The sequence below is a fragment of the Variovorax sp. VNK109 genome (assembly GCF_049445855.1).
Taxonomy (GTDB): domain Bacteria; phylum Pseudomonadota; class Gammaproteobacteria; order Burkholderiales; family Burkholderiaceae_C; genus JAGOCV01.
Genome location: NZ_JBMSDV010000005.1, coordinates 58,149 through 77,602, shown reverse-complemented (window position 1 = coordinate 77,602; position 19,454 = coordinate 58,149). Strand labels below are relative to the sequence as shown.

20 protein-coding genes are annotated in these 19,454 nt (G+C 64.3%); 9 read left to right on the top strand and 11 right to left on the bottom strand.

All coding sequences use genetic code 11. The features are described from left to right. The first annotated feature begins 162 nt into the window (after positions 1-162). The 4 genes from glnA (at position 163) to ntrC (ending at position 4,883) form a co-directional block, all read left to right on the top strand. The gene (glnA, locus tag ACO2Q9_RS16755) at positions 163-1,578 is read left to right on the top strand and encodes a type I glutamate--ammonia ligase (RefSeq protein WP_423312923.1); all 1,416 of its coding nucleotides are present in this window, start codon (positions 163-165) and stop codon (positions 1,576-1,578) included. A 131-nt stretch (positions 1,579-1,709) separates the two neighbouring features. Next, positions 1,710-2,231, top strand: coding sequence for a hypothetical protein (locus ACO2Q9_RS16750; RefSeq protein ID WP_423312922.1), 522 nt, complete (start codon positions 1,710-1,712; stop codon positions 2,229-2,231). A gap of 5 nt (positions 2,232-2,236) precedes the next feature. Then, positions 2,237-3,307: a nitrogen regulation protein NR(II) gene (gene glnL / locus ACO2Q9_RS16745; protein WP_423312921.1), complete on the top strand. Its 1,071-nt coding sequence runs from the start codon at positions 2,237-2,239 to the stop codon at positions 3,305-3,307. Positions 3,308-3,338: 31 nt separating this feature from the next. After that, the gene (gene ntrC, locus ACO2Q9_RS16740) at positions 3,339-4,883 is read left to right on the top strand and encodes a nitrogen regulation protein NR(I) (RefSeq protein WP_423312920.1); all 1,545 of its coding nucleotides are present in this window, start codon (positions 3,339-3,341) and stop codon (positions 4,881-4,883) included. Positions 4,884-4,983: 100 nt separating this feature from the next. Here ntrC and xth read toward each other — a convergent pair whose 3' ends face one another. Then, positions 4,984-5,760 (bottom strand): exodeoxyribonuclease III, encoded by a 777-nt coding sequence (xth, locus tag ACO2Q9_RS16735; RefSeq protein ID WP_423312919.1) that lies wholly within the window; start codon positions 5,758-5,760, stop codon positions 4,984-4,986. 51 nt (positions 5,761-5,811) lie between these two features. On the opposite strand from xth, the gene ACO2Q9_RS16730 reads away from it, so the two are divergent. Continuing rightward, positions 5,812-6,729, top strand: coding sequence for an NAD(P)-dependent oxidoreductase (locus tag ACO2Q9_RS16730; RefSeq protein WP_423312918.1), 918 nt, complete (start codon positions 5,812-5,814; stop codon positions 6,727-6,729). Positions 6,730-6,750: 21 nt separating this feature from the next. Here the strand turns inward: ACO2Q9_RS16730 and ACO2Q9_RS16725 are convergent, their stop codons facing one another. The 6 genes from ACO2Q9_RS16725 to ACO2Q9_RS16700 are packed head-to-tail and all read right to left on the bottom strand — an operon-like array spanning position 6,751 to position 10,549. Then, positions 6,751-7,266 (bottom strand): dihydrofolate reductase, encoded by a 516-nt coding sequence (locus ACO2Q9_RS16725; RefSeq protein ID WP_423312917.1) that lies wholly within the window; start codon positions 7,264-7,266, stop codon positions 6,751-6,753. Next, complete coding sequence (locus ACO2Q9_RS16720; protein WP_423312916.1) at positions 7,263-8,090, bottom strand: thymidylate synthase; 828 nt, start codon at positions 8,088-8,090, stop codon at positions 7,263-7,265. Before ACO2Q9_RS16720 ends, ACO2Q9_RS16725 begins: the two co-directional genes overlap by 4 nt. 1 nt (position 8,091) lies before the next feature. Beyond that, positions 8,092-8,406, bottom strand: a complete 315-nt coding sequence (locus ACO2Q9_RS16715; RefSeq protein WP_423312915.1) for a CcdB family protein — start codon at positions 8,404-8,406, stop codon at positions 8,092-8,094. A gap of 22 nt (positions 8,407-8,428) precedes the next feature. Continuing rightward, positions 8,429-8,683, bottom strand: a complete 255-nt coding sequence (locus tag ACO2Q9_RS16710) for a type II toxin-antitoxin system CcdA family antitoxin (protein ID WP_423312914.1) — start codon at positions 8,681-8,683, stop codon at positions 8,429-8,431. A 52-nt stretch (positions 8,684-8,735) separates the two neighbouring features. Continuing rightward, a complete protein-coding gene (locus ACO2Q9_RS16705; protein ID WP_423312913.1) occupies positions 8,736-10,154 on the bottom strand; it encodes an FAD-binding oxidoreductase in 1,419 nt (472 codons plus the stop codon). A gap of 17 nt (positions 10,155-10,171) precedes the next feature. Beyond that, positions 10,172-10,549 (bottom strand): DUF2069 domain-containing protein, encoded by a 378-nt coding sequence (locus tag ACO2Q9_RS16700; RefSeq protein WP_423312912.1) that lies wholly within the window; start codon positions 10,547-10,549, stop codon positions 10,172-10,174. Between the two features lie 21 nt (positions 10,550-10,570). On the opposite strand from ACO2Q9_RS16700, the gene ACO2Q9_RS16695 reads away from it, so the two are divergent. Continuing rightward, positions 10,571-11,806, top strand: coding sequence for a YihY family inner membrane protein (locus ACO2Q9_RS16695; RefSeq protein WP_423312911.1), 1,236 nt, complete (start codon positions 10,571-10,573; stop codon positions 11,804-11,806). Between the two features lie 21 nt (positions 11,807-11,827). Here the strand turns inward: ACO2Q9_RS16695 and mutL are convergent, their stop codons facing one another. Next, positions 11,828-13,726 (bottom strand): DNA mismatch repair endonuclease MutL, encoded by a 1,899-nt coding sequence (gene mutL / locus ACO2Q9_RS16690; protein ID WP_423312910.1) that lies wholly within the window; start codon positions 13,724-13,726, stop codon positions 11,828-11,830. Positions 13,727-13,769: 43 nt separating this feature from the next. Between mutL and ACO2Q9_RS16685 the strand changes: the two genes are divergently transcribed. From ACO2Q9_RS16685 to ACO2Q9_RS16675, 3 genes are all read left to right on the top strand, one after another. Then, positions 13,770-14,444, top strand: a complete 675-nt coding sequence (locus ACO2Q9_RS16685) for a DedA family protein (protein ID WP_423312909.1) — start codon at positions 13,770-13,772, stop codon at positions 14,442-14,444. Positions 14,445-14,519: 75 nt separating this feature from the next. Continuing rightward, on the top strand, positions 14,520-15,830 hold the full coding sequence (locus tag ACO2Q9_RS16680; RefSeq protein WP_423312908.1) for an aromatic ring-hydroxylating dioxygenase subunit alpha: 1,311 nt from the start codon (positions 14,520-14,522) through the stop codon (positions 15,828-15,830). A gap of 11 nt (positions 15,831-15,841) precedes the next feature. After that, the gene (locus ACO2Q9_RS16675; RefSeq protein ID WP_423313245.1) at positions 15,842-16,327 is read left to right on the top strand and encodes an aromatic-ring-hydroxylating dioxygenase subunit beta; all 486 of its coding nucleotides are present in this window, start codon (positions 15,842-15,844) and stop codon (positions 16,325-16,327) included. 2 nt (positions 16,328-16,329) lie between these two features. On the opposite strand, the gene hpnE is transcribed toward ACO2Q9_RS16675, so the two are convergent. The 3 genes from hpnE to hpnC are packed head-to-tail and all read right to left on the bottom strand — an operon-like array spanning position 16,330 to position 19,359. Further along, entirely contained in the window at positions 16,330-17,643 is a 1,314-nt protein-coding gene (hpnE, locus tag ACO2Q9_RS16670) for a hydroxysqualene dehydroxylase HpnE (protein ID WP_423312907.1), read from the bottom strand. Beyond that, the gene (gene hpnD / locus ACO2Q9_RS16665; protein WP_423312906.1) at positions 17,640-18,482 is read right to left on the bottom strand and encodes a presqualene diphosphate synthase HpnD; all 843 of its coding nucleotides are present in this window, start codon (positions 18,480-18,482) and stop codon (positions 17,640-17,642) included. The genes hpnE and hpnD overlap by 4 nt, the downstream gene beginning before the upstream one ends. Positions 18,483-18,492: 10 nt before the next feature. Next, positions 18,493-19,359 (bottom strand): squalene synthase HpnC, encoded by an 867-nt coding sequence (hpnC, locus tag ACO2Q9_RS16660; protein WP_423312905.1) that lies wholly within the window; start codon positions 19,357-19,359, stop codon positions 18,493-18,495. Between the last annotated feature and the right edge of the window lie 95 nt (positions 19,360-19,454).

The window sequence follows — 19,454 nt, the reverse complement described above, 5'->3', positions numbered from 1 at the left end:
TGCGAACTGCTGCACTCGTGTTGACCTGCAGGGCATTTTCAGGGGCTGGTTTGCGGTGCCGGCTACGCCACCCGGCGTACTGGCTGCATGCACCACGTTTGGCACAATAACTGCATTCCCCCCGGCAACCATTTTCAACAACCATCCAACCAGGAGAACCAGATGGCAAAGTCCGTCGCTGACGTACTGAAACTCGTCAAGGAAAACGAAGTCAAGTTTGTAGACTTCCGCTTTACTGACACCCGCGGCAAGGAACAGCACGTCACGGTGCCCGTCTCGCATTTCGACGAAGGCAAGTTCACCGACGGTCACGCTTTCGACGGTTCTTCCATCGCCGGCTGGAAGGGCATCGAAGCGTCCGACATGCTGCTGATGCCCGATCCGGGCACCGCCGTCATCGACCCGTTCTTCGAGGAAACCACGCTCAACCTGACCTGCGACGTGCTCGAGCCCGCCGACGGCAAGCCGTACGACCGCGATCCGCGTTCCATCGCCAAGAAGGCTGAAGCCTACCTGAAGGCCTCGGGCCTGGGCGACACCGCCTACTTCGGTCCGGAACCCGAATTCTTCATCTTCGACGACGTGAAGTGGGGCTCGGACATGTCCGGCTCGTACGTCAAGGTCGACGCCGATGAAGCTTCCTGGAACACCGGCAAGTCCTTCGAGGGCGGCAACACCGGCCACCGTCCCACCGTCAAGGGCGGCTATTTCCCCGTTCCCCCGGTCGACAGCGCACAGGACATCCGCGCCGAGATTTCGCTGGTGCTCGAATCGCTGGGCATCCCGGTCGAAGTGTTCCACCACGAAGTGGCGGGCGCCGGCCAGAACGAAATCGGCACGAAGTTCAGCACGCTCGTCGAGCGCGCCGACTGGACGCTGAAGCTCAAGTACGTCATCTGGAACGTCTGCCACGCCTATGGCAAGACGGCCACCTTCATGCCCAAGCCCATCGTTGGCGACAACGGTTCCGGCATGCACGTGCACCAGTCCGTGTGGAAGGACGGCAAGAACCTGTTCGCCGGCGACGGCTATGCAGGCCTGTCTGATTTCGCCCTGTACTACATCGGCGGCATCATCAAGCACGCACGCGCCTTGAACGCCATCACGAACCCCGGCACCAACAGCTACAAGCGCCTGGTTCCCGGCTTCGAAGCCCCGGTGAAGCTGGCCTACTCGGCCAAGAACCGCTCGGCCTCGATCCGTATCCCGTTCGTGTCCAACCCGAAGGGCCGCCGCATCGAAGCGCGCTTCCCGGATCCCCTGGCGAACCCGTACCTGGCCTTCTCGGCCCTGCTGATGGCCGGTCTGGACGGCGTGGAAAACAAGATCCATCCCGGCGAAGCCGCCACGAAGGACCTGTACCACCTGCCGCCCGAAGAAGACGCGAAGGTGCCGACCGTCTGCCACAGCCTGGACCAGGCGCTCGAGTACCTGGACAAGGGCCGCAGCTTCCTGACCAAGGGTGGCGTGTTCACGGATTCGTTCATCGATGCCTACATCGAACTGAAGATGCAGGAAGTTACGCGTTTCCGCATGACGACGCATCCGATCGAGTTCGACATGTACTACTCGCTGTAAATTCGGCGGGAAGTGTGAAAAAAGGACGGCGCAAGCCGTCCTTTTTTGTTTCCGGTCCCAAGGAGCTTTGACCTTTGTGCCGATTCAGGGATACTGTCAGGCCCCGCATTCACGGCGGGGTGACAAAGACCATGACGCGTGTACTGAAATCATCCATTGCTGTCGCAGGCCTGCTGGCGCTGTGCGGCGGTGCCGTGGCGCAAGACCGCATCTACCGTTGCGGCAACGAGTACACCAACAACGTCAACGACGCGACGGCGCGTGGTTGCAAGTTGGTGGAAGGCGGCAACGTCACGGTCGTGCAGAGCCAGCCCGTGCCAGCCGGGGGCGTCACCAACACTTCGGCCCCGGTGCGCTCGCCGGCTGCTTCCGCGGCGCCTGCGGGCAGCCCGCGTGTCGACAGTGCCGACCAGCGTGCCCGAGACAGCGATGCACGCAACATCCTCGAGGCCGAGTTGCGCAAGGCTGAAACGCGCCACTCCCAGCTGCTCAAGGACTACAACAACGGCGAACCCGAAAAGACCGGCATCGAGTCGCGCAACTACGCCCGCTACCAGGAGCGGGTGGAAGAGATGAAGGTCGCCATACAGCGCAGCGAAGCAGATATCGGCGGCCTCAAGCGCGAACTTTCGCGCCTTCCCGCGTCAAAATAGGCGGCTTGGACAAGCTCGCCTCCCATTCCGCCCGTTACCAGTCGTTCGACCTGCTGGCCACGCTGATCGCAGTGGTCCGCCCGGACGGCGTTGTGCTTTTCGCCAACGCTGCGCTGGAAGACGCGCTCGGCATCTCGCGCCGCACGATCGAAGGCTCGCAGTTCCCCGAATGCTTCAGCGAACCGCACATCCTCCAGAGTGCACTGACCGGTGCCGGCAGCAACGAATTCGCCGCGCTGCGCTATGACGCCCACCTGAACCGGCCCAACCATGACCCGTTGCTCGTGCATGTGGTGGTGGCGCAGTCGGACCAACCGGGAGAGATCGTCGTCGAACTGCTGCCGCTGGAGCAGCAGGCCCGGCAGGACCGGGAGGAACGCCTGATCGACCAGGCGCAGGCCAACAAGGAACTCATCCGCAATCTCGCCCACGAGATCAAGAACCCGCTGGGAGGTATCCGTGGTGCTGCGCAGCTGCTCCAGATGGAAGTCGAGTCGAAGGACCTCATCGAATACACGCAGGTCATCATCCATGAAGCGGACCGTCTTCAATCGCTGGTGGACAGGCTGCTCGCGCCGCATCGCAGGCCGCACGTCGTGGGCGACGTCAACATCCACGAAGTCTGCGAGCGCGTGCGTTCGCTCATCCTCGCCGAGTTTCCGCGGGGGCTGCGCGTGGTCCGCGACTATGACACGTCGATCCCCGAATTCCGTGGTGACCGCGAGCAACTCATCCAGGCCGTACTGAACATCACCCACAATGCGGCGCAGGCGTTGGCGGACCGGATGACCGCCGGCGATGCGCAAATCGTGTTGCGCACGCGCATCGTCCGACAAGTAACTTTTGGCAAGCAGCGCTATCGACTGGCACTGGAATTGCATGTCATCGACAACGGGCCAGGCGTGCCCGACTCGATCAAAGATCGCATCTTTTATCCGCTGGTTTCCGGGCGGGATGGCGGTTCAGGGCTGGGGTTGACGTTGGCACAAACCTTTGTGCAGCAGCATCACGGGCTCATTGAGTGCGACAGCATGCCGGGCCGGACCGATTTCAAGATACTGATACCGCTGCCTTGACGCAGCCTTGACCTGGGGTGACCAAAAGAACATGAAGCCGATCTGGATCGTAGATGATGACCAATCCATCCGCTTCGTGCTGGAGAAGGCGCTGCTACGCGAGGACCTTCCCACCCGCAGCTTCACCAATCCACGCGAAGTGCTGCAGGCTCTCGAAGCCGCCAATGACGAAGAGGGCCCCCAAGTCCTGGTGAGCGACATCCGCATGCCGGGTGGCTCGGGCCTCGATCTGCTGGGCAAGGTGAAGGAGCGCCATCCCGGCCTGCCGGTCATCATCATGACGGCGTTCTCCGATCTGGACAGCGCTGTGTCTGCCTTCCAGGGTGGCGCTTTCGAATACCTGCCCAAGCCTTTCGATCTGCCCAAGGCGGTGGAACTCATCCGTCGCGCCGTCGAAGAAAGCCAGCGCGAGGAGGTGGCCGAAGAGCGCATGAGCGCTGCGCCGGAAATGCTCGGCCAGGCACCGGCGATGCAGGACGTGTTCCGCGCCATCGGCCGCCTCTCGCAAAGCAATGTGACGGTGATGATCACGGGCGAATCGGGCTCGGGCAAGGAACTCGTCGCCCGCGCGCTGCACAAGCATTCGCCGCGAGCCAACGGGCCGTTCGTCGCCATCAACACCGCAGCCATTCCGAAGGACCTGCTGGAGAGCGAACTCTTCGGCCACGAACGCGGCGCGTTCACCGGCGCGCAGACCATGCGCCGCGGTCGTTTCGAGCAGGCCGAAGGCGGCACGCTGTTCCTCGATGAAATCGGCGACATGCCGTTCGACTTGCAGACGCGTCTGCTGCGCGTGCTGAGCGATGGTCATTTCTATCGCGTGGGCGGCCACAACTCGGTAAAGGCCAACGTGCGTGTGATCGCTGCGACCCATCAGGATCTCGAGCAGCGTGTGAAGCAGGGCGCATTCCGCGAGGACTTGTTCCATCGGCTGAACGTCATCCGCCTGCGCCTGCCCGCATTGCGCGAGCGCCGCGAAGACGTGCCGATGCTGACGCGTCACTTCCTGCAGCAGAGCGCCAAGCAACTGGGCGTGGAGCCCAAACGCATTTCAGACTCGGCGCTGGCGCTCATGAGTGCCTTCACCTTCCCTGGCAACGTTCGCCAGCTGGAGAACATCTGTCACTGGTTGACCGTCATGGCTCCGGCACAGGTGATCGAAGCCAAGGACCTTCCTCCCGAAGTGCTGGGCGCGCCGGCGGATACGTCGAGCAAGCTCGGTTCCGTCATGCCCGATGCGCCGCGCATCGATGCTGCGGAGTTCAAGCCCGTCGTCCCGTCCATGCCTGCCGCGTCGGTGGAGCGTCCTGTGGCCGTCTCTGCAGAAGCGCCTGCGGCTTTCCCTGTCGCCATGCCTGCCGGTGGTGCGTGGGAGACCGGGCTCGAAGCTGAAGCGCAGGAATTGCTGGCCACGGGCCGTCACGATGTGTGGGACGAACTCTCGCGCCGGTTCGAATCGCGCCTGATCCTCACGGCACTGGCGAATACGCGTGGTCGTCGCATCGAGGCCGCGCAGAAGCTGGGCATCGGCCGCAACACCATCACGCGCAAGATCCAGGAACTCGGCCTGGAGTAAACAGACTCCCCCCGAAGCGGCCTCTGGCCGCCTTCCCCCAGGGGGCAATGCAGCGGCCCGGCAGAGCCGGTTCCGCGCATTCACACTTTGATGAGCTGCTTCAGGAAAATTCTGCGATCACCGGCGCGTGATCGCTGGGCTTTTCCCATTTGCGGGGCACGCGGTCGACGACGCATGAAGTCACCGCCGGCACCAGGGGCGTACTCACGAGGATGTGATCGATCCGCAGGCCGCGGTTCTTCTGGTAACCGAGCATCCGGTAGTCCCACCACGAATAGCTTTTCTCCGGCTGCTCGAACAGGCGGAAGGCATCCGTCAGCCCGAGCGCGAGCAAGGCCTTGAAATGGTCGCGTTCTTCGGTGGTGTGGTGGATGGTCTCGCGCAGGCCGACGGGGTCGAACGAATCGCGGTCTTCGGGCGTGATGTTGAAGTCGCCCAGCAGTACGAGGCGGGGCGACGCCGCCAATTCTTCGCGCAACCAGTCATGCAGGGCCTTCAGCCAGTTCATCTTGTAGGCGAACTTTTCGGAGCCCGGTTCCTGCCCGTTGACGAAATAGCCGTTGACGATACGCAGCGGGCCCACGGGGGTGTCCAGCGTGCCCGCGATCACGCGGGACTGTTCGTCGGTGAAGCCGGTGATGTTGCGGATCACCCCCGTCAGCGGTGTGCGGCTCAGGATGGCCACGCCGTTGTATGTCTTCTGCCCGAAGATCGCGCTGTGGTAGCCGGCCGCCTGTAGGACGTCGAGGGGAAACTTGTCATCGGTGAGCTTGAGCTCCTGAAGGCACAGCACGTCGACGGGGTTGGCCTCCAGCCACTTCATGACATGCCCGAGGCGGGCGGTCAGGGAGTTCACGTTCCACGTTGCGATTTTCATGTGACGGGCCCTCAGCTGGAGGGAAAGTAGACTGATGGTCGATTGTCCCTGATGTCATTGGACAATCACCGCACACCACATGGAGAAGATCGCGTGAAGAAAAACATCGGAATGATCGGCATCGGCATGATGGGGCTGGGCATCGCGGGCAACATCGTCAAGCACGGCCATGCCTTGTCGGTGCTGGAGCATGCCGGCAACCAGCCGCTGGATGCGCTCAAGGCGGCGGGCGCACGCAGTTTCGCCACGGCCGCAGAGGTGGCTGCGCAGGCGGACATCGTCATCCTCGTGCTCACCGGTTCGCCGCAGGTCGAGGCGGTGCTCACGGGCCCAGGCGGCGTCCTGTCCGGCCTGAAGCCCGGAGCGATCGTGATCGACTGCTCGACAGCGCTGCCTTCGTCCACGGTGCGCATGGCCGAAGCGGTGAAAGCCGCGGGCGGCCGTTTCCTCGACACACCCATGACGCGTACGCCGAAGGAGGCCGCCGAAGGCCGGTTGAATCTGCTCGTCGGCGGCGACGCAGCGTTGCTGGAGGAATGCCGCCCGGTGCTGTCGTGCTTCGCGGAAAACATCTTCCACGCCGGCCCGATCGGTGCGGGCCACAGCATGAAGCTGCTGCACAACTTCGTTTCGCTGGGCACGATCGCGCTGATCTCCGAAGCCGCCGCATGTGCGAGCCACCACGGCGTGGCGCCCGAGGCGTTCGTGGACATCCTGGCCAAGGGCGGTGGCGGTGGCGTGGCACTGGAGCGGCTGCGGCCCTACATCCTCGCGCACGACTCATCGAACCTGCGCTTCTCCGTGGCCAATGCGACCAAGGACCTGGGCTACTACAACACGATGGCGAGTGATGCCGATGTGGCGCGGAGCATTGCCGGATCGGTGCTGTCTACATTGCAGGGCGCGCAGCGCGCCGCGCCCGAAGCCATGGTGCCTGAACTGGTGACCCTGCTGGAGAAGAAGGGCTGACTGCCTTCTTCTCTCGGGCTGTCAGCCCTTGGTGTAAGTCACGAAGCTGTAAGCAAGGCCGGTTGTCGAGACGCTCGATGTGCGCGCCGCCTCGTGCCATTGCGCACCGAGTGTCGGCGCGTGGGCGTCGCCATCGAAAGCCTGATCGATCTCAGTGACTTCGACCCGCTGCGCCATCGGCAAGGTCTGCTCGTAAATTTGTGCACCACCGATCACCCAGATGTCGGGCGCCGTGCTCGCAAGCTTCACTGCTTCGTCGAGGCTGGACGCACGCAGCGCGCCGTCCGCCGACCAGCCAGCCTGGCGCGTGACCACGATGTTGGCGCGGCCCGGCAGCGGCCGGAACTTCGGCGGCAGCGAATCCCAGGTCTTGCGGCCCATGATGACGGGGCAACCCATGGTCGTCTGCCTGAAGTGGGCCATGTCCTCCGGCAAGCGCCAGGGGATGGTGTTGTCGCGGCCGATGACGCCGTTGGCAGCGCGCGCGAAGATCACGTTGATGCGCGGCGCAGCGGCCGCACTGCTGGCTCCCGTCATACGGCCACCGGTGCCTTGATCGCGCCGTGGCATTGATAGTCCAGCACCTCGAAGTCCTCGTACTCGTAGTCGAAGATCGACGCCGGGCGGCGATTGATCTTGAGCGTGGGGTAGGGGAAGGGCGCGCGGCTCAGTTGCAGCTCGACCTGCTCGAAGTGGTTGTTGTAGATGTGGCAATCGCCGCCCGTCCAGACGAAGTCGCCCACCTGCAGGTCGCACTGTTGCGCGACCATGTGCGTGAGCAGCGCGTAGCTCGCGATGTTGAACGGCACGCCCAGGAAGATGTCGGCGCTGCGCTGGTAGAGCTGGCAGGAAAGCTTTCCGTCGGCCACATAGAACTGGAAGAACGCGTGGCAGGGCATCAGCGCCATCTTCGAGAGATCGGCAACGTTCCACGCGCTCACGATGATGCGGCGCGAATCCGGGTTGCTCTTCAGCGTCTTGATGACATCGGCGATCTGGTCGATGTGACCGCCATCGGGCGTCGGCCAGCTGCGCCACTGCACGCCGTACACGGGCCCCAGGTCGCCGTCTTCACGCGCCCATTCGTCCCAGATGGTGACGCCACGTTCCTTGAGCCAGTTGTTGTCGCTCGATCCCTTGAGGAACCACAGCAGTTCGTAAATGATGGACTTGAGGTGCACCTTCTTCGTCGTCACCAGCGGAAAGCCTTCGGCCAGGTCGAAGCGCATCTGGTGGCCGAACACGCTTTTCGTGCCGGTGCCTGTGCGGTCGGTCTTGGGTGTGCCCGTGGTGTACACGTGGCGCATGAAGTCTTCGTACTGGGAGCGCACGGGGCGCGACTCGCGGACGGCCTGCAGCATGTCAGAAACCTCCAAATAGGCAATCGATGGCGGAGACGATTTCATCATGTCGTCCGCGCAGTGATTCGATGCTCGGACCCAGCTCCCGGGCAGGAAATGCCGCCATCGAGGCCGTGTCCAGCACGACGGATTTTCCCCGGATTTCGAAAACCGGATTGAGATCGCGCAACCGCGCCCGGTAGGACGACGCCGGACGCATCGGGATCACGATCCGCGAGTCGAGGCCGTTGATGAAATCGTTCTGCACATCGACCAGGTAAGGGACAGTCTTGCGCATGGCAGCGACCGGGTGGGCATGCACGTCAAAGCGGGCCATGAGGGGAATTCCAGGGTTGCGCTCAGAAGTTGCGGTATGCCGCTAGCGGCAGTCCTTCGCGCGCCATGCGGTCGTTGTATTCGGCGATGGCGTCCTTGTTGTCTTCATTCCACCGCTCCCAGTACCGGCGCTGGAGTTCAGCGGCCAGCAGCTGATCCACGGTCTGTGACACGTTGATGCCCATCTCGCGCGCGGCTTCGAGCACCTTCGCGTTGAGTGAAAGGTTGACGGGCTTCTTGGGCGCATTGTCGAAGTTGAGCACCATGGTTCTCCGCATCAGGGATGCGCATATTGTATGCGCATCCCTGATGCCTTGGGCTGGCCGAAGTTCAGGCCCGTACGACGCGACCGGGGTTGAGGCAGTTGGTGGGATCAAGGGCCTTCTTGATGGCACGCATCATCTCCAGCGCGACAGGCGACTTGTGCTCCTCCAGTGTCTCGACCTTGAGGCCGCCGACGCCGTGTTCCGCAGAGAACGAGCCCTTGAACTGCTTCACCGAATCGTAGACCAGTGAATTCACGCGGTCTTCCTCGTCGCGCAGGAAGGCTTTCGAATCACCCTCGGCCGGCGCCTGCACGTTGTAGTGCAGATTGCCGTCACCCAGATGACCGAAGTTGACCAGCCGTACGCCGGGGATTTCGCGCTGCAGCAATGCGTCCGTCTCGGCCACGAAAGCCGGAATGCTGGACACGGGAATCGAAATGTCGTGCTTGATGTTCAGGCCTTCTTCGGCCTGGGCCAGTGGAATGCTTTCGCGCACGTGCCAGAGCTGATGGGCCTGCGTCAGGTTCTCGGCCACCACGGCGTCGAGCACGCAACCGTCCTCGAACGCTGTTTCCAGAAGGCGCTCGAACTGCGAACGCGCATGCGCTTCCGATTCGCTGTCGGAATTTTCAAGCAGCACGCAATAGGGCGCCCCTTCCAGGCCGAGGAAGGGCACGCGCAGTTGCGGCATGTGCTTGCCGACGAGGCTCAACGCGAACTGGCCCATGACCTCGAAGCCCGTCAGCCCCGCACCCAGATGCCTGTGCGCAAGGCCCAGCAACGTGACGGCGTGATTCAGCGAAGGCACGGCGGCCCAGGCCGTCAATTGTGCAGCCGGCAACGGATACAGCTTCATCGTCGCGGCGGTGATGATGCCCAGCGTGCCTTCGCTTCCCACGAAGAGGTCGCGCAGGTCGTAGCCGGTGTTGTCCTTGCGCAGACCGGAGAGACCGTCCCAGATTTCGCCCTGCGCGGTCACCACTTCGAGGCCCAGGCACAGATCGCGCGAATTGCCATAGCGCACGACCTGCGTGCCGCCCGCATTGGTGGCCAGATTGCCGCCGATGGTGCAACTGCCTTCGGCCGCCAGGCTCAACGGGAACAGGAAGCCGGACTTCTCCGCTGCTTCCTGAAGTGTCTGCAGGATGCAGCCCGCCTCCACTGTCACCGTGAGGTTGGCTGCGTCGAAATTGCGCACCGCATTCATGCGCTGCAGGCTCAGCACGACTTGTGTGCCGCTGTCGTCCGGGGTGGAACCCACCGACAGACCCGTGTTGCCGCCCTGCGGCACGATGCTCGCGCCAGCTGAGACGCAGGCCTTCACCACAGCCGCGACCTCCTGCGTGCTCGCGGGGCGCACCACGGCGAGCGACTTGCCGCGCGCTCGGCGCCGCCAGTCCTGTTCGTAGGCCGTGAGGTCGCCATCGGTCAGCACATGGGCCGCGCCGGCAATGCCGCGCAGCGTCTCGATCAGGTCAGTCATTGAAGCAGTTCCGGTATTCAGGCCTGCGCAGCGCGGCGCGCATGGCCCAGGCGATAGCGCACGTGCAGCGCACATGCAACGAACAGCACGAGGCACAGCACGATCTCGATCATCGCGAGGTAGTTGCCGGGGGCGCGATCGCTCCATGCGCGCACCACGCCTTCGGTGAAATACAGCCACACCATCAGACTCATCCAGCGATAGGTGTACATGCGATGCTTGAGCAAGCCGGCCAGCGGGATGCACAGTGGCAACACCTTGAGTGCGATCCACGAGCCGCCAGGACGCACGGGCGCGAGCCACAGTTCCCAGGCAAGGCCGAGCAGGATCAGGCCCAGCAGACTGCCCACGGCCAGCCGCCGTGTCCACAGAACCGTTACGTCTTGAGAAGTCATCGCGATGGCATCATAGCGGCCATGAATTTCCCTGATTCCGTGAAGACGTTGGTTGCCGACCTGTCCACGTTCCCGTGGCGCAGCACGGCGCTGACCCTGCGGGAGCGGTATCGCGAAGACCACCTCGGCCTCACGGCAAGCAGCCTTACCTTCACCACAACGCTGGCACTGGTGCCGTTCTTCACCGTGGCGCTGGCGGTGCTGACGGCGTTCCCGGCGTTCGCCAAGATGCAGGACGTGCTGCAAAAATGGTTGGTGGCCAGCCTCGTGCCTGATGCCATCGCGCGGCAGGTGCTCGGTTACCTGACGCAGTTCGCCGGCAAGGCGAGCCGGCTGGGGTCGGTCGGCTTTGCGCTCACGGTGTTCACCGCGCTTGCGCTGATCCTCACGATCGACCGCACGCTCAACGGGATCTGGCGCGTGAAGCGTCCGCGTCCGCTCGGCCAGCGCGTGTTGATCTACTGGGCGGCCTTCACACTCGGTCCCATCCTGCTGGGCGGCAGCCTGCTGCTGACCACGCTCGCCGTGTCGTCATCGCGGACGGCTTTCGGGGCTGTCCCGGACGGCGTGCGGCTGGTTCTGGATGCCGTGGAGTTCCTGTTGCTCGCGGGCGGCACGACCTTGATGTACCGCTACGTCCCCAACACCTCGGTGAAATGGAGCCACGCGTGGGCGGGCGGTGTGTTCGTGGCTGTCGGCATCGAGGTGGGCAAGCGTCTGCTGGCCTACTACGTGGGCAAGATCCCGACGTATTCCATGGTCTACGGCGCGTTTGCGACAGTGCCGATCCTGCTGATCTGGATCTACGTTGCCTGGGTGATCGTGTTGCTGGGCGCGGTGATCGCCGCTTACCTGCCTAGCCTGATGATGGGCGTGGCGCGTCGTGCGAGCGAGCATGGCTGGCAGTTCCAGCTGGCGCTGGAAACGCTGGGCCACTTGCACCGCGCGCGGCAAGGCGCCGCGAAGGGATTGAGTGGCAGCGACCTCGCCGAGCTCACGAAAGTAGATGTGCTCCAGTTGGAGCCGGCGCTGGAGACCCTGATGGCGCTCGACTGGATCGGGCGTCTGGCGAGCGACGAAGAGGCGCAGGGTACGACTGAGCCCGAGGCGCGCTTCGTCATGCTGGCGCATCCCGAAGCCACGCTGCTCGAGCCACTGATGCAACGGTTGCTGCTGGACCGGACGGCCACCACCGAGCCGCTGTGGCAGAACGATCGCTGGGCGTCGCTGCGGCTGGCGGATGTGATGAACGCCTGATCGGGAGGGGACTGACGGACTTCAGCGTCCGCGCATGAACAGCGCGTCCAGCTCGCGCAGGCTCAGTTGACGCCAGGTCGGACGGCCATGGTTGCACTGGTCCGAGCGCTCGGTTTCTTCCATCTGTCTCAGCAGCGCATTCATTTCTTCCACGGTCAGCTTGCGGTTGGCGCGAACCGCGCCGTGGCAGGCCATCGTGGACAGCAACTCGTTGCGCGCGCGTTCGATCACCGTGCTGGCGTCGTGCTGGGACAGTTCGGCCAGCACGCTGCGCGCCAGCTCCACCGCGTCGCCATTCACCAGCGTTGTCGGTACGGCGCGCACGGCGAGCGTTTTCGGCGAGAAGGCGCTGATGTCCAGCCCGAGCGCCTGCAGCGTTCCGGTGTGCGACTCGGCGGCAGCCACCTCCTGCGGCGTCGCGGCAAACGTTGCAGGGATCAGCAAGGGCTGGCTGGCCAGGGCAGCGCCGGGTGCGGCGGTGTCCATCTGCCGCTTGAGGCGCTCATAGACGATGCGTTCGTGCGCTGCGTGCATGTCCACGATGACGAGGCCCTGGTTGTTCTCCGCCACGATGTAGATGCCTTGCAGCTGGAACATGGCGCGGCCGAGCGGCCATTCGCCGTCTGGCAAGGGTCGAATGGCCGTTTCGCTGGAGGACGGCCCGGTCAGGTAGCCGGAAGAGGTTTCCGGGTCCGCTGCGGAGATTTGAGAACGCGGCTGCCACAGCGCCGCCAGTTCCTCCACCCGATTGCCTTGCGCCGCGCCGGTCGCCAGATTCAGCCCCGGTTGCCCCCATGCCTGGAATGCCGGACGGTCCGCTGGCGCTTCGTGAACTTGCCCGTCCTGCAGCCCGGCAAGTCCCGGCAACGACACACCGCCCGTGGCCGCACGTGGCGCAGCCAGCGCGTTGTCCACCGCATGGCGCACGGCCTGGTGCACTTCGCGGCTGTCGCGGAAGCGCACCTCGATCTTCGTCGGGTGCACGTTCACGTCGACGCGAGCCGGGTCCAAGCGCACATACAGCGCATACACAGGCTGGCGATGGCCGTGCAACACATCCTCATAGGCGCTGCGCGCTGCGTGGGTGATGACCTTGTCGCGCACGAAGCGCCCGTTCACGTAGGAGAACTGTTGATCGGCCCGCGAACGCGACGCGTCCGGCGTGCCGGCGCGGCCCCACACATGCACGGCACCGCTGCGGTGATCCACCGCGACACTGCCTGCCATGAATTCGTCGCCCAGCACATCGCGCAACCGCTGGTCGACGGCCGCGTCGGCCGTGCCGGCACAAGCGCGCCACTGCTCGACGAGCTTGCCTTCATGCCAGATCGCAAAGCCCACATCGGGCCGGGCCAGCGCATGGCGGCGCACCGCTTCCACACAATGGGCGAGCTCGGTGGCATCGGTCTTCAGGAACTTGCGACGCGCAGGCGTGGCAAAGAAGAGCTCCTTCACTTCCACCGTGGTGCCAGTACCGCGTGCGGCGGGCTTGAGTTCGCCGCTGCGCGCGTCCAGCAGGATGGCGTTGGGCTGGCCGTCGGTGCGGGAGAGCACCGACATTTCGGACACCGAGGCGATGGCAGCGAGCGCCTCGCCGCGAAAGCCCATGGTGGCCACGGATTCGAGATCTTCGAGGCTGGCGATCTTGCTCGTGGCATGCCTGCGCAGCGCCAGCGGCAATTCCTCGCGGGCAATGCCGCAGCCGTTGTCTTCGACGGAAATCAGCCGCACGCCGCCAGCCAGCAGCCGCACGGTGACCTGGGTCGCGCCGGAATCCAGTGCGTTGTCCACCAGTTCGCGCACGACGGAAGCCGGGCGTTCCACCACCTCGCCGGCGGCGATCTGGCTGACCAGTTCGTCGGGCAATTCCCGGATGGGGCGTCGGGCGGAGTCGAGAAGTACGGCGTTCACGAGGGGCATTCTAGGGCGGCTGTGATAATGCGGCGGCCTCCAGAAGGAACCCATGGAAATCGCCAGCTTTCTGCTTGACTTCATCCTGCACGTCGACCGCTATCTCGAGGCCTTCGTGCGCGACTATGGCCCCTGGGTCTATGCCTTGCTGTTCATCATCGTCTTCGTGGAAACGGGCGTCGTGGTCATGCCGTTCCTGCCCGGCGATTCGCTGCTGTTCATCGTCGGTGCGCTGTGTGGCGCAGGGCTGATGAGCCTGCCGCTGGCGATGGCGCTGCTCGTGGTGGCGGCTGTGCTCGGCGACCAGTGCAACTACTCGATCGGGCGTTATTTCGGGCCCAAGGTTTTCCAGTGGGAACAGTCGCGCTTCTTCAACCGGCGCGCGTTCGACCAGGCCCATGCGTTCTACGAACGCTATGGTGGCATCACGATCATCCTGGCGCGCTTCATGCCGTTCATCCGCACCTTCGCGCCCTTTGTGGCCGGTGTGGCCGAGATGGACCGTCGCCGCTTCACCGCGTACAACGTCGTCGGTGCGTTGATCTGGGTGGTGGGCATCTGCGTGGCGGGTTATTTCTTCGGCAACCTGCCGGTCGTGCGCGAGCATCTGGACAAGATCATCTGGGCACTGATCTTCGTCCCCGGCTTGATCGCCATCTTCGGTGCATGGCGTGCGGGCCGGGCGGGCAAAGCCGCTGCGATCGAGGCAAAAAGCGCGGCGGATTGAGGGAAAGTGCCTAGTCTGCGGTGCACTGAAAATTAATAAGTAAGCGTATTATTTCGGGCAGGAGACAAGCCTGCCATGAACGCACCCCAAACGCTTTCGCGCTGGGAGGGCCGCGGTTCCAGCCGCGTGCCTTTCTGGGCCTATACCGACGCGCAGCTCTACCAGCGCGAACTCGGAAAAATCTTCTACGGCAAGCACTGGAGCTACGTCGGTCTGGTCATCGAAGTGCCCAACGCGGGCGACTTCAAGCTCAGCTGGATCGGTGAGCGGCAAGTCATCCTGGTGCGGGATCGCGTCGCTCCGCGCGACCGGGCGACCGACCACGGCATCCGCGTCGTCGAGAACCGCTGCGCGCACCGGGGCGTCCGCTTCTGCCAGCAGTCGCACGGCAATGCGCGCAGCTTCGTGTGCCCTTATCACCAGTGGACCTACAAACTCAACGGCGATCTGGCCGGCCTGCCGTTCAAGGACGGTGTGAAAGAAGGCGATTGCGTGAACGGTGGCATGCCGGAGGACTTCGACATCCGCAACCATGGCCTCACCAAACTGCGCGTCGCTGTGTTGCACGGACTGGTGTTTGCGACCTTCAGTGATGACGCCGAGCCGCTGGAGGACTATCTCGGCCCGGACGTCATGCCGTGGCTGGATCGCATCTTCAAGGGCCGCGAGCTCACGCTGCTGGGCTACAACCGCCAGCGTATTCCAGGCAACTGGAAACTGATGATGGAGAACATCAAGGACCCGTACCACCCCGGGTTGCTGCATACCTGGTTCGTCACCTTCGGCCTGTGGCGCGCCGACCAGAAGAGCCGCATGGTGATGGACCAGCACGGCCGCCATGCGGTGATGATTTCGCGCCGGAACGAGGGTGGCCAGAACGCGGTGGTGACCGAGGGCGTGACGAGTTTCAAGGCCAACATGGCGCTCAACGACACACGGTTGCTCGATGTGGTCCCGGAGCCGTGGTGGAAGGTGCCCGATCCATCCGTGCCGGGGCAGGACATCATGCCCACGGTGACCATGATCACGCTGTTCCCCAGTCTCATCGTGCAGCAGCAGGTGAACTCGTTGTCCACGCGCCATATCGTGCCGCGCGGCGAAGGCGAGTTCGATTTCATCTGGACGCATTTCGGCTTTGCCGACGACACGCCCGAGATGACGCAGCGCCGCCTGCGGCAGGCCAACCTGTTCGGCCCGGCCGGCTTCGTGAGCGCGGACGACGGTGAAGTGATCGAACTCAGCCAGGACGGATTCCGCCAGTGGGGCGAGGCTGGCGAGACACTGTGCGAACTCGGCGGCACCGGCACCGAAATGACCGAGCACATGGTGACTGAAACGCTCATCCGCAGCATGTACGCATACTGGAAGAAGGTGATGGAGGTATGAGCGCGCAGCGGATGGAAAAGGCGTTGATGGAAAAAGCCCTGCTGCAGCACGAAGTGGACAGCCTCAACGCCGACTACGCGGCTGCGCTCGACGAACGCCGGTTCGACGACTGGCCGCAATTCTTCGTGGAAGATGGCCGCTACACGGTGCAGGCGCGCGAGAATTTCGAGCGCGGACTGCCGCTGGCACTGATGGCGCTCGAGAGCCAGGGGATGATGAAGGACCGTGTCTATGGCATCACGCAGACGATCTACCACGCGCCTTACTACACGCGGCACGTCGTGAGTGCTGCGCGCGTCATCGAAAGCGGGGAGATCATCCGGGCCGAGGCAAGCTACGCGGTGTTCCGTACCAAGCCGGGCGGCGTCAGCGAGGTCTACAACGTGGGCCGTTATATCGACGGGTTCATTCGCGTGGAGGGCGTGTTGAAGCTCAAGTCCCGGCTGTGTGTGTATGACAGCGAGATGGTGCTCAATTCGTTGATCTATCCGGTCTGACCTCAGGCCCCGTTTCCGGACAACTGCGAAGCGGCTTCGAGCGCGCTGCGCACGGCCCCTTCGAGCGTGGCAGGGTAGGGGCCTTCGACATAGTCGCCGCAGGCCAGAAGACCGGGCGCGACGCGGATGGCCGGTCGGTCGAGTGCGGGGGTGCAGGCGAACGTTGCGCGTTTCTCCACGACGGTCTGCAGCGGCTGCACGAAGTGGATGCCGAGGCTGCCGAGCTGGTCGAGCGCCTGGCGGAGCACCTTCTCCTGAAGCTCTTCGCGATCGCCATCGCTCGCACTCACGACGAACGCCAGCAAGCCATGCGGTCCGCCCAGGTGTCCGCGGTCAAAGACGAATTGCGCTGGCGCATCGGCCGTGTTGCGAAGTGCCAGCATGGCGCGCGGCAGTCCCGCGTTGGCGATGCAGTAGACCGTGGCGATCGATTCGAAACGCAGCGCTTCAGCGGCCTGGGCCCAGCCTGCAGATTCGGGTGCGGCCTGCGCCACGAGTCGTGCCGCCTCCCACGGCGCACATGCCACGATGACACGATCGAATAGCTGGCTGTCCACCTGCCATTGCGTTCCGGCACGGGTGAGGTTCTGGACGCGATGGCCGGTCAGCACGGCCGCTTGCCTGGCCTGCAGCCATGCAGCCGCCGCATCCGGAAAGAGCGTGCCCAGGTCAAGCCGGGGCACAAGCAAGTGCGAGCCGCCCCGCACGCTGAACAGCGCATCGTTCAGCACGCGCAGGAAAACCTGTCCGCAGGCTGCGTTCGCGGGGGTGTTCAGCGCGGACACGCACAGAGGGTCGATCAGCTCTTCGATCACGCGTGCCGGCAGGCCCCTGCACACATCGGCCACTGTGGCTGCTGCATCGCACACGAAACCGTTGCGTCGCCATTCGCTGGCGACACGCAGCAGGGCTTTCTTCTCGCTCCAGCGCCAGCCGCGCGCACGCAGGATGCCCATCGCGACGTCCACCGGTGCGGGGAGGCGGGGCAGGCAGATACCGTCGCCCCCGGGAAACCGCAGGTCCAGCGGCTGACGCAGGAAGGCCGTGCGCAGGTTCACGCCGGCCTTGCGCATCAAGGCCAGCGTCTGTACGTAGGCGCCGATGAGGATGTGCTGGCCATTGTCCAGCAGGTAGGTTTCACCGGCGGCGTTGGTCAACGGCACGCTGCGTGCCCGGCCGCCGAGCGTGCGTGCGGCTTCGTACACGGTGACAGCATGTCCGGCTTCGACAGCGGCCATCGCTGCGGCCATGCCAGCCCAGCCACCGCCGATGACGGCCACGCGCAGGCCGGATGGCGGCGCGCTGCGCGGCTTCACGTCGTGAGCCCGAGCGCCTGGACTTTCCAGGCCAGCCAGAACTTGCGCAGCGGCGTGAGGCTCACGCGCTGGTGCAGCACCTGGAAACCGTCGCGCTCGATCTCGCGCAGCAGCGTGCGGTAGATGCTGGCCATCATCAGGCCGGGTTTCTGCGTGCGGCGGTCCGCATCGGGCAGCAGCGCGAAGGCTTCGTCGTAGATGCGGTGTGCGCGGTCCGCCTGGAATTTCATCAGCGCCGTGAAGCGTGGCGAATACTCCCGCTTGAGCAGTTCATTCGCTTTCACATCGAACTGCTGCAATTCGTTCACGGGCAGGTAAATGCGCCCGCGCATCGCGTCTTCACCCACGTCGCGGATGATGTTGGTGAGCTGGAAAGCGAGTCCCAGCTTGTGGGCGTAGGCGGTGGTCGCGTCCTCGGTCTGGCCAAAGATGCGCGCTGCCACTTCACCCACGATGCCGGCCACGAGATGGCAATAACGCTCGAGACCCGGAAAGTCGAGATACCGGTTCTGCGACAGGTCCATCTGGCAGCCTTCGATGACGGCCAGCAGATGGCGTTGCTCGATGCCGTGCACTGCGGCAAGCGGCATCAGCGCCTGCATCACCGGGTGCGAAGGCTGGCCTGCGAATGCGCGCGCCACTTCGTTCTGCCACCAGGCGAGCTTGGTCGCGGCGACGCCGGGGTCGCTCACTTCGTCCACCACGTCGTCCACTTCGCGGCAGAACGCATAGAACGCGGTGATGGCCGCGCGTCGCGTCTTCGGCAGGAACAAGAAGGCGTAGTAGAAGCTGCTGCCGGAGGCGGCGGCTTTCTGCTGGACGTACTGCTCGGGGATCATCCCCGCATTGTTACATCCGGAGCGCGCGCCAGAGCAGCAACGGCGCATCGCGTTTACCTACGGTGGGCCGTTTCGCGATGGTCGCGCAGTCCAGCGCCTCGATGCGGTCGAGGATCCGCAGTCCGCCTTGCACGACGACGCGCAGTTCCCAGCCGGCGCGACCGGGCACGGTATGAACGAGCGGTGAGCCCTGCAGCATCAGGGCACGCGCCCATTGCACTTCTTCTGAGACGAGTGCACGCAAGGCAGGGGTGTCGTGCAGGGCATCGAGTTGCTGCCGCGTGACGCCATGGCGTGCGCAATCGGCGTCCGGCAGGTAGTAGCGGCGGCGCGGCAGGTCGACGCTCAGGTCCTGCCAGAAGTTGATGAGCTGCAGCGCACTGCAGATGGCGTCGCTGCGCTCAAGCGACACGGCATCGGTCACACCGTACAGATGCAGCAGCAGTCGACCCACCGGATTGGCGGAGCGGCTGCAGTAATCAAGCAACTCCGCGCGATCGGCGTAGCCTTCGCCATCGCGTGTCTTGCGCACATCCTGGGCAAAGGCGTCGAGCAGGTCTGCCAGCAGTTGCTCGGGCAAGGCGTGCGAGGCCATCGCAACCTTCATGGCGCTGAACACCTGCGGCCAGCGTCCGCTGGCGGTCCGTCCTTGCACGGTGGCGGCCAGGTCGGCGCGGTAGGTCGCAAGATCTTCCAGACGCTGTTGCGGTGCAGCATCGCCTTCGTCGGCCAGATCGTCCGCCGTACGTGCGAACCAGTAGATCGCCGCAATCGGCGCGCGCAGGTGGGGCGGGCACAGCCACGACGCCACGGGAAAGTTCTCGTAGTGCGCGGAAGGGTCCGGCACGTTGCTGGTCTTGGGGGAGGCGGCGGTCACGCCCGGATTGTCGCTTGACAGCCCCCGGTGAATACCCTTAGATTACTAACCAGTCAGTCATTAATCTGTCTGGCGGGCGATCGAGGGCGCTTTCA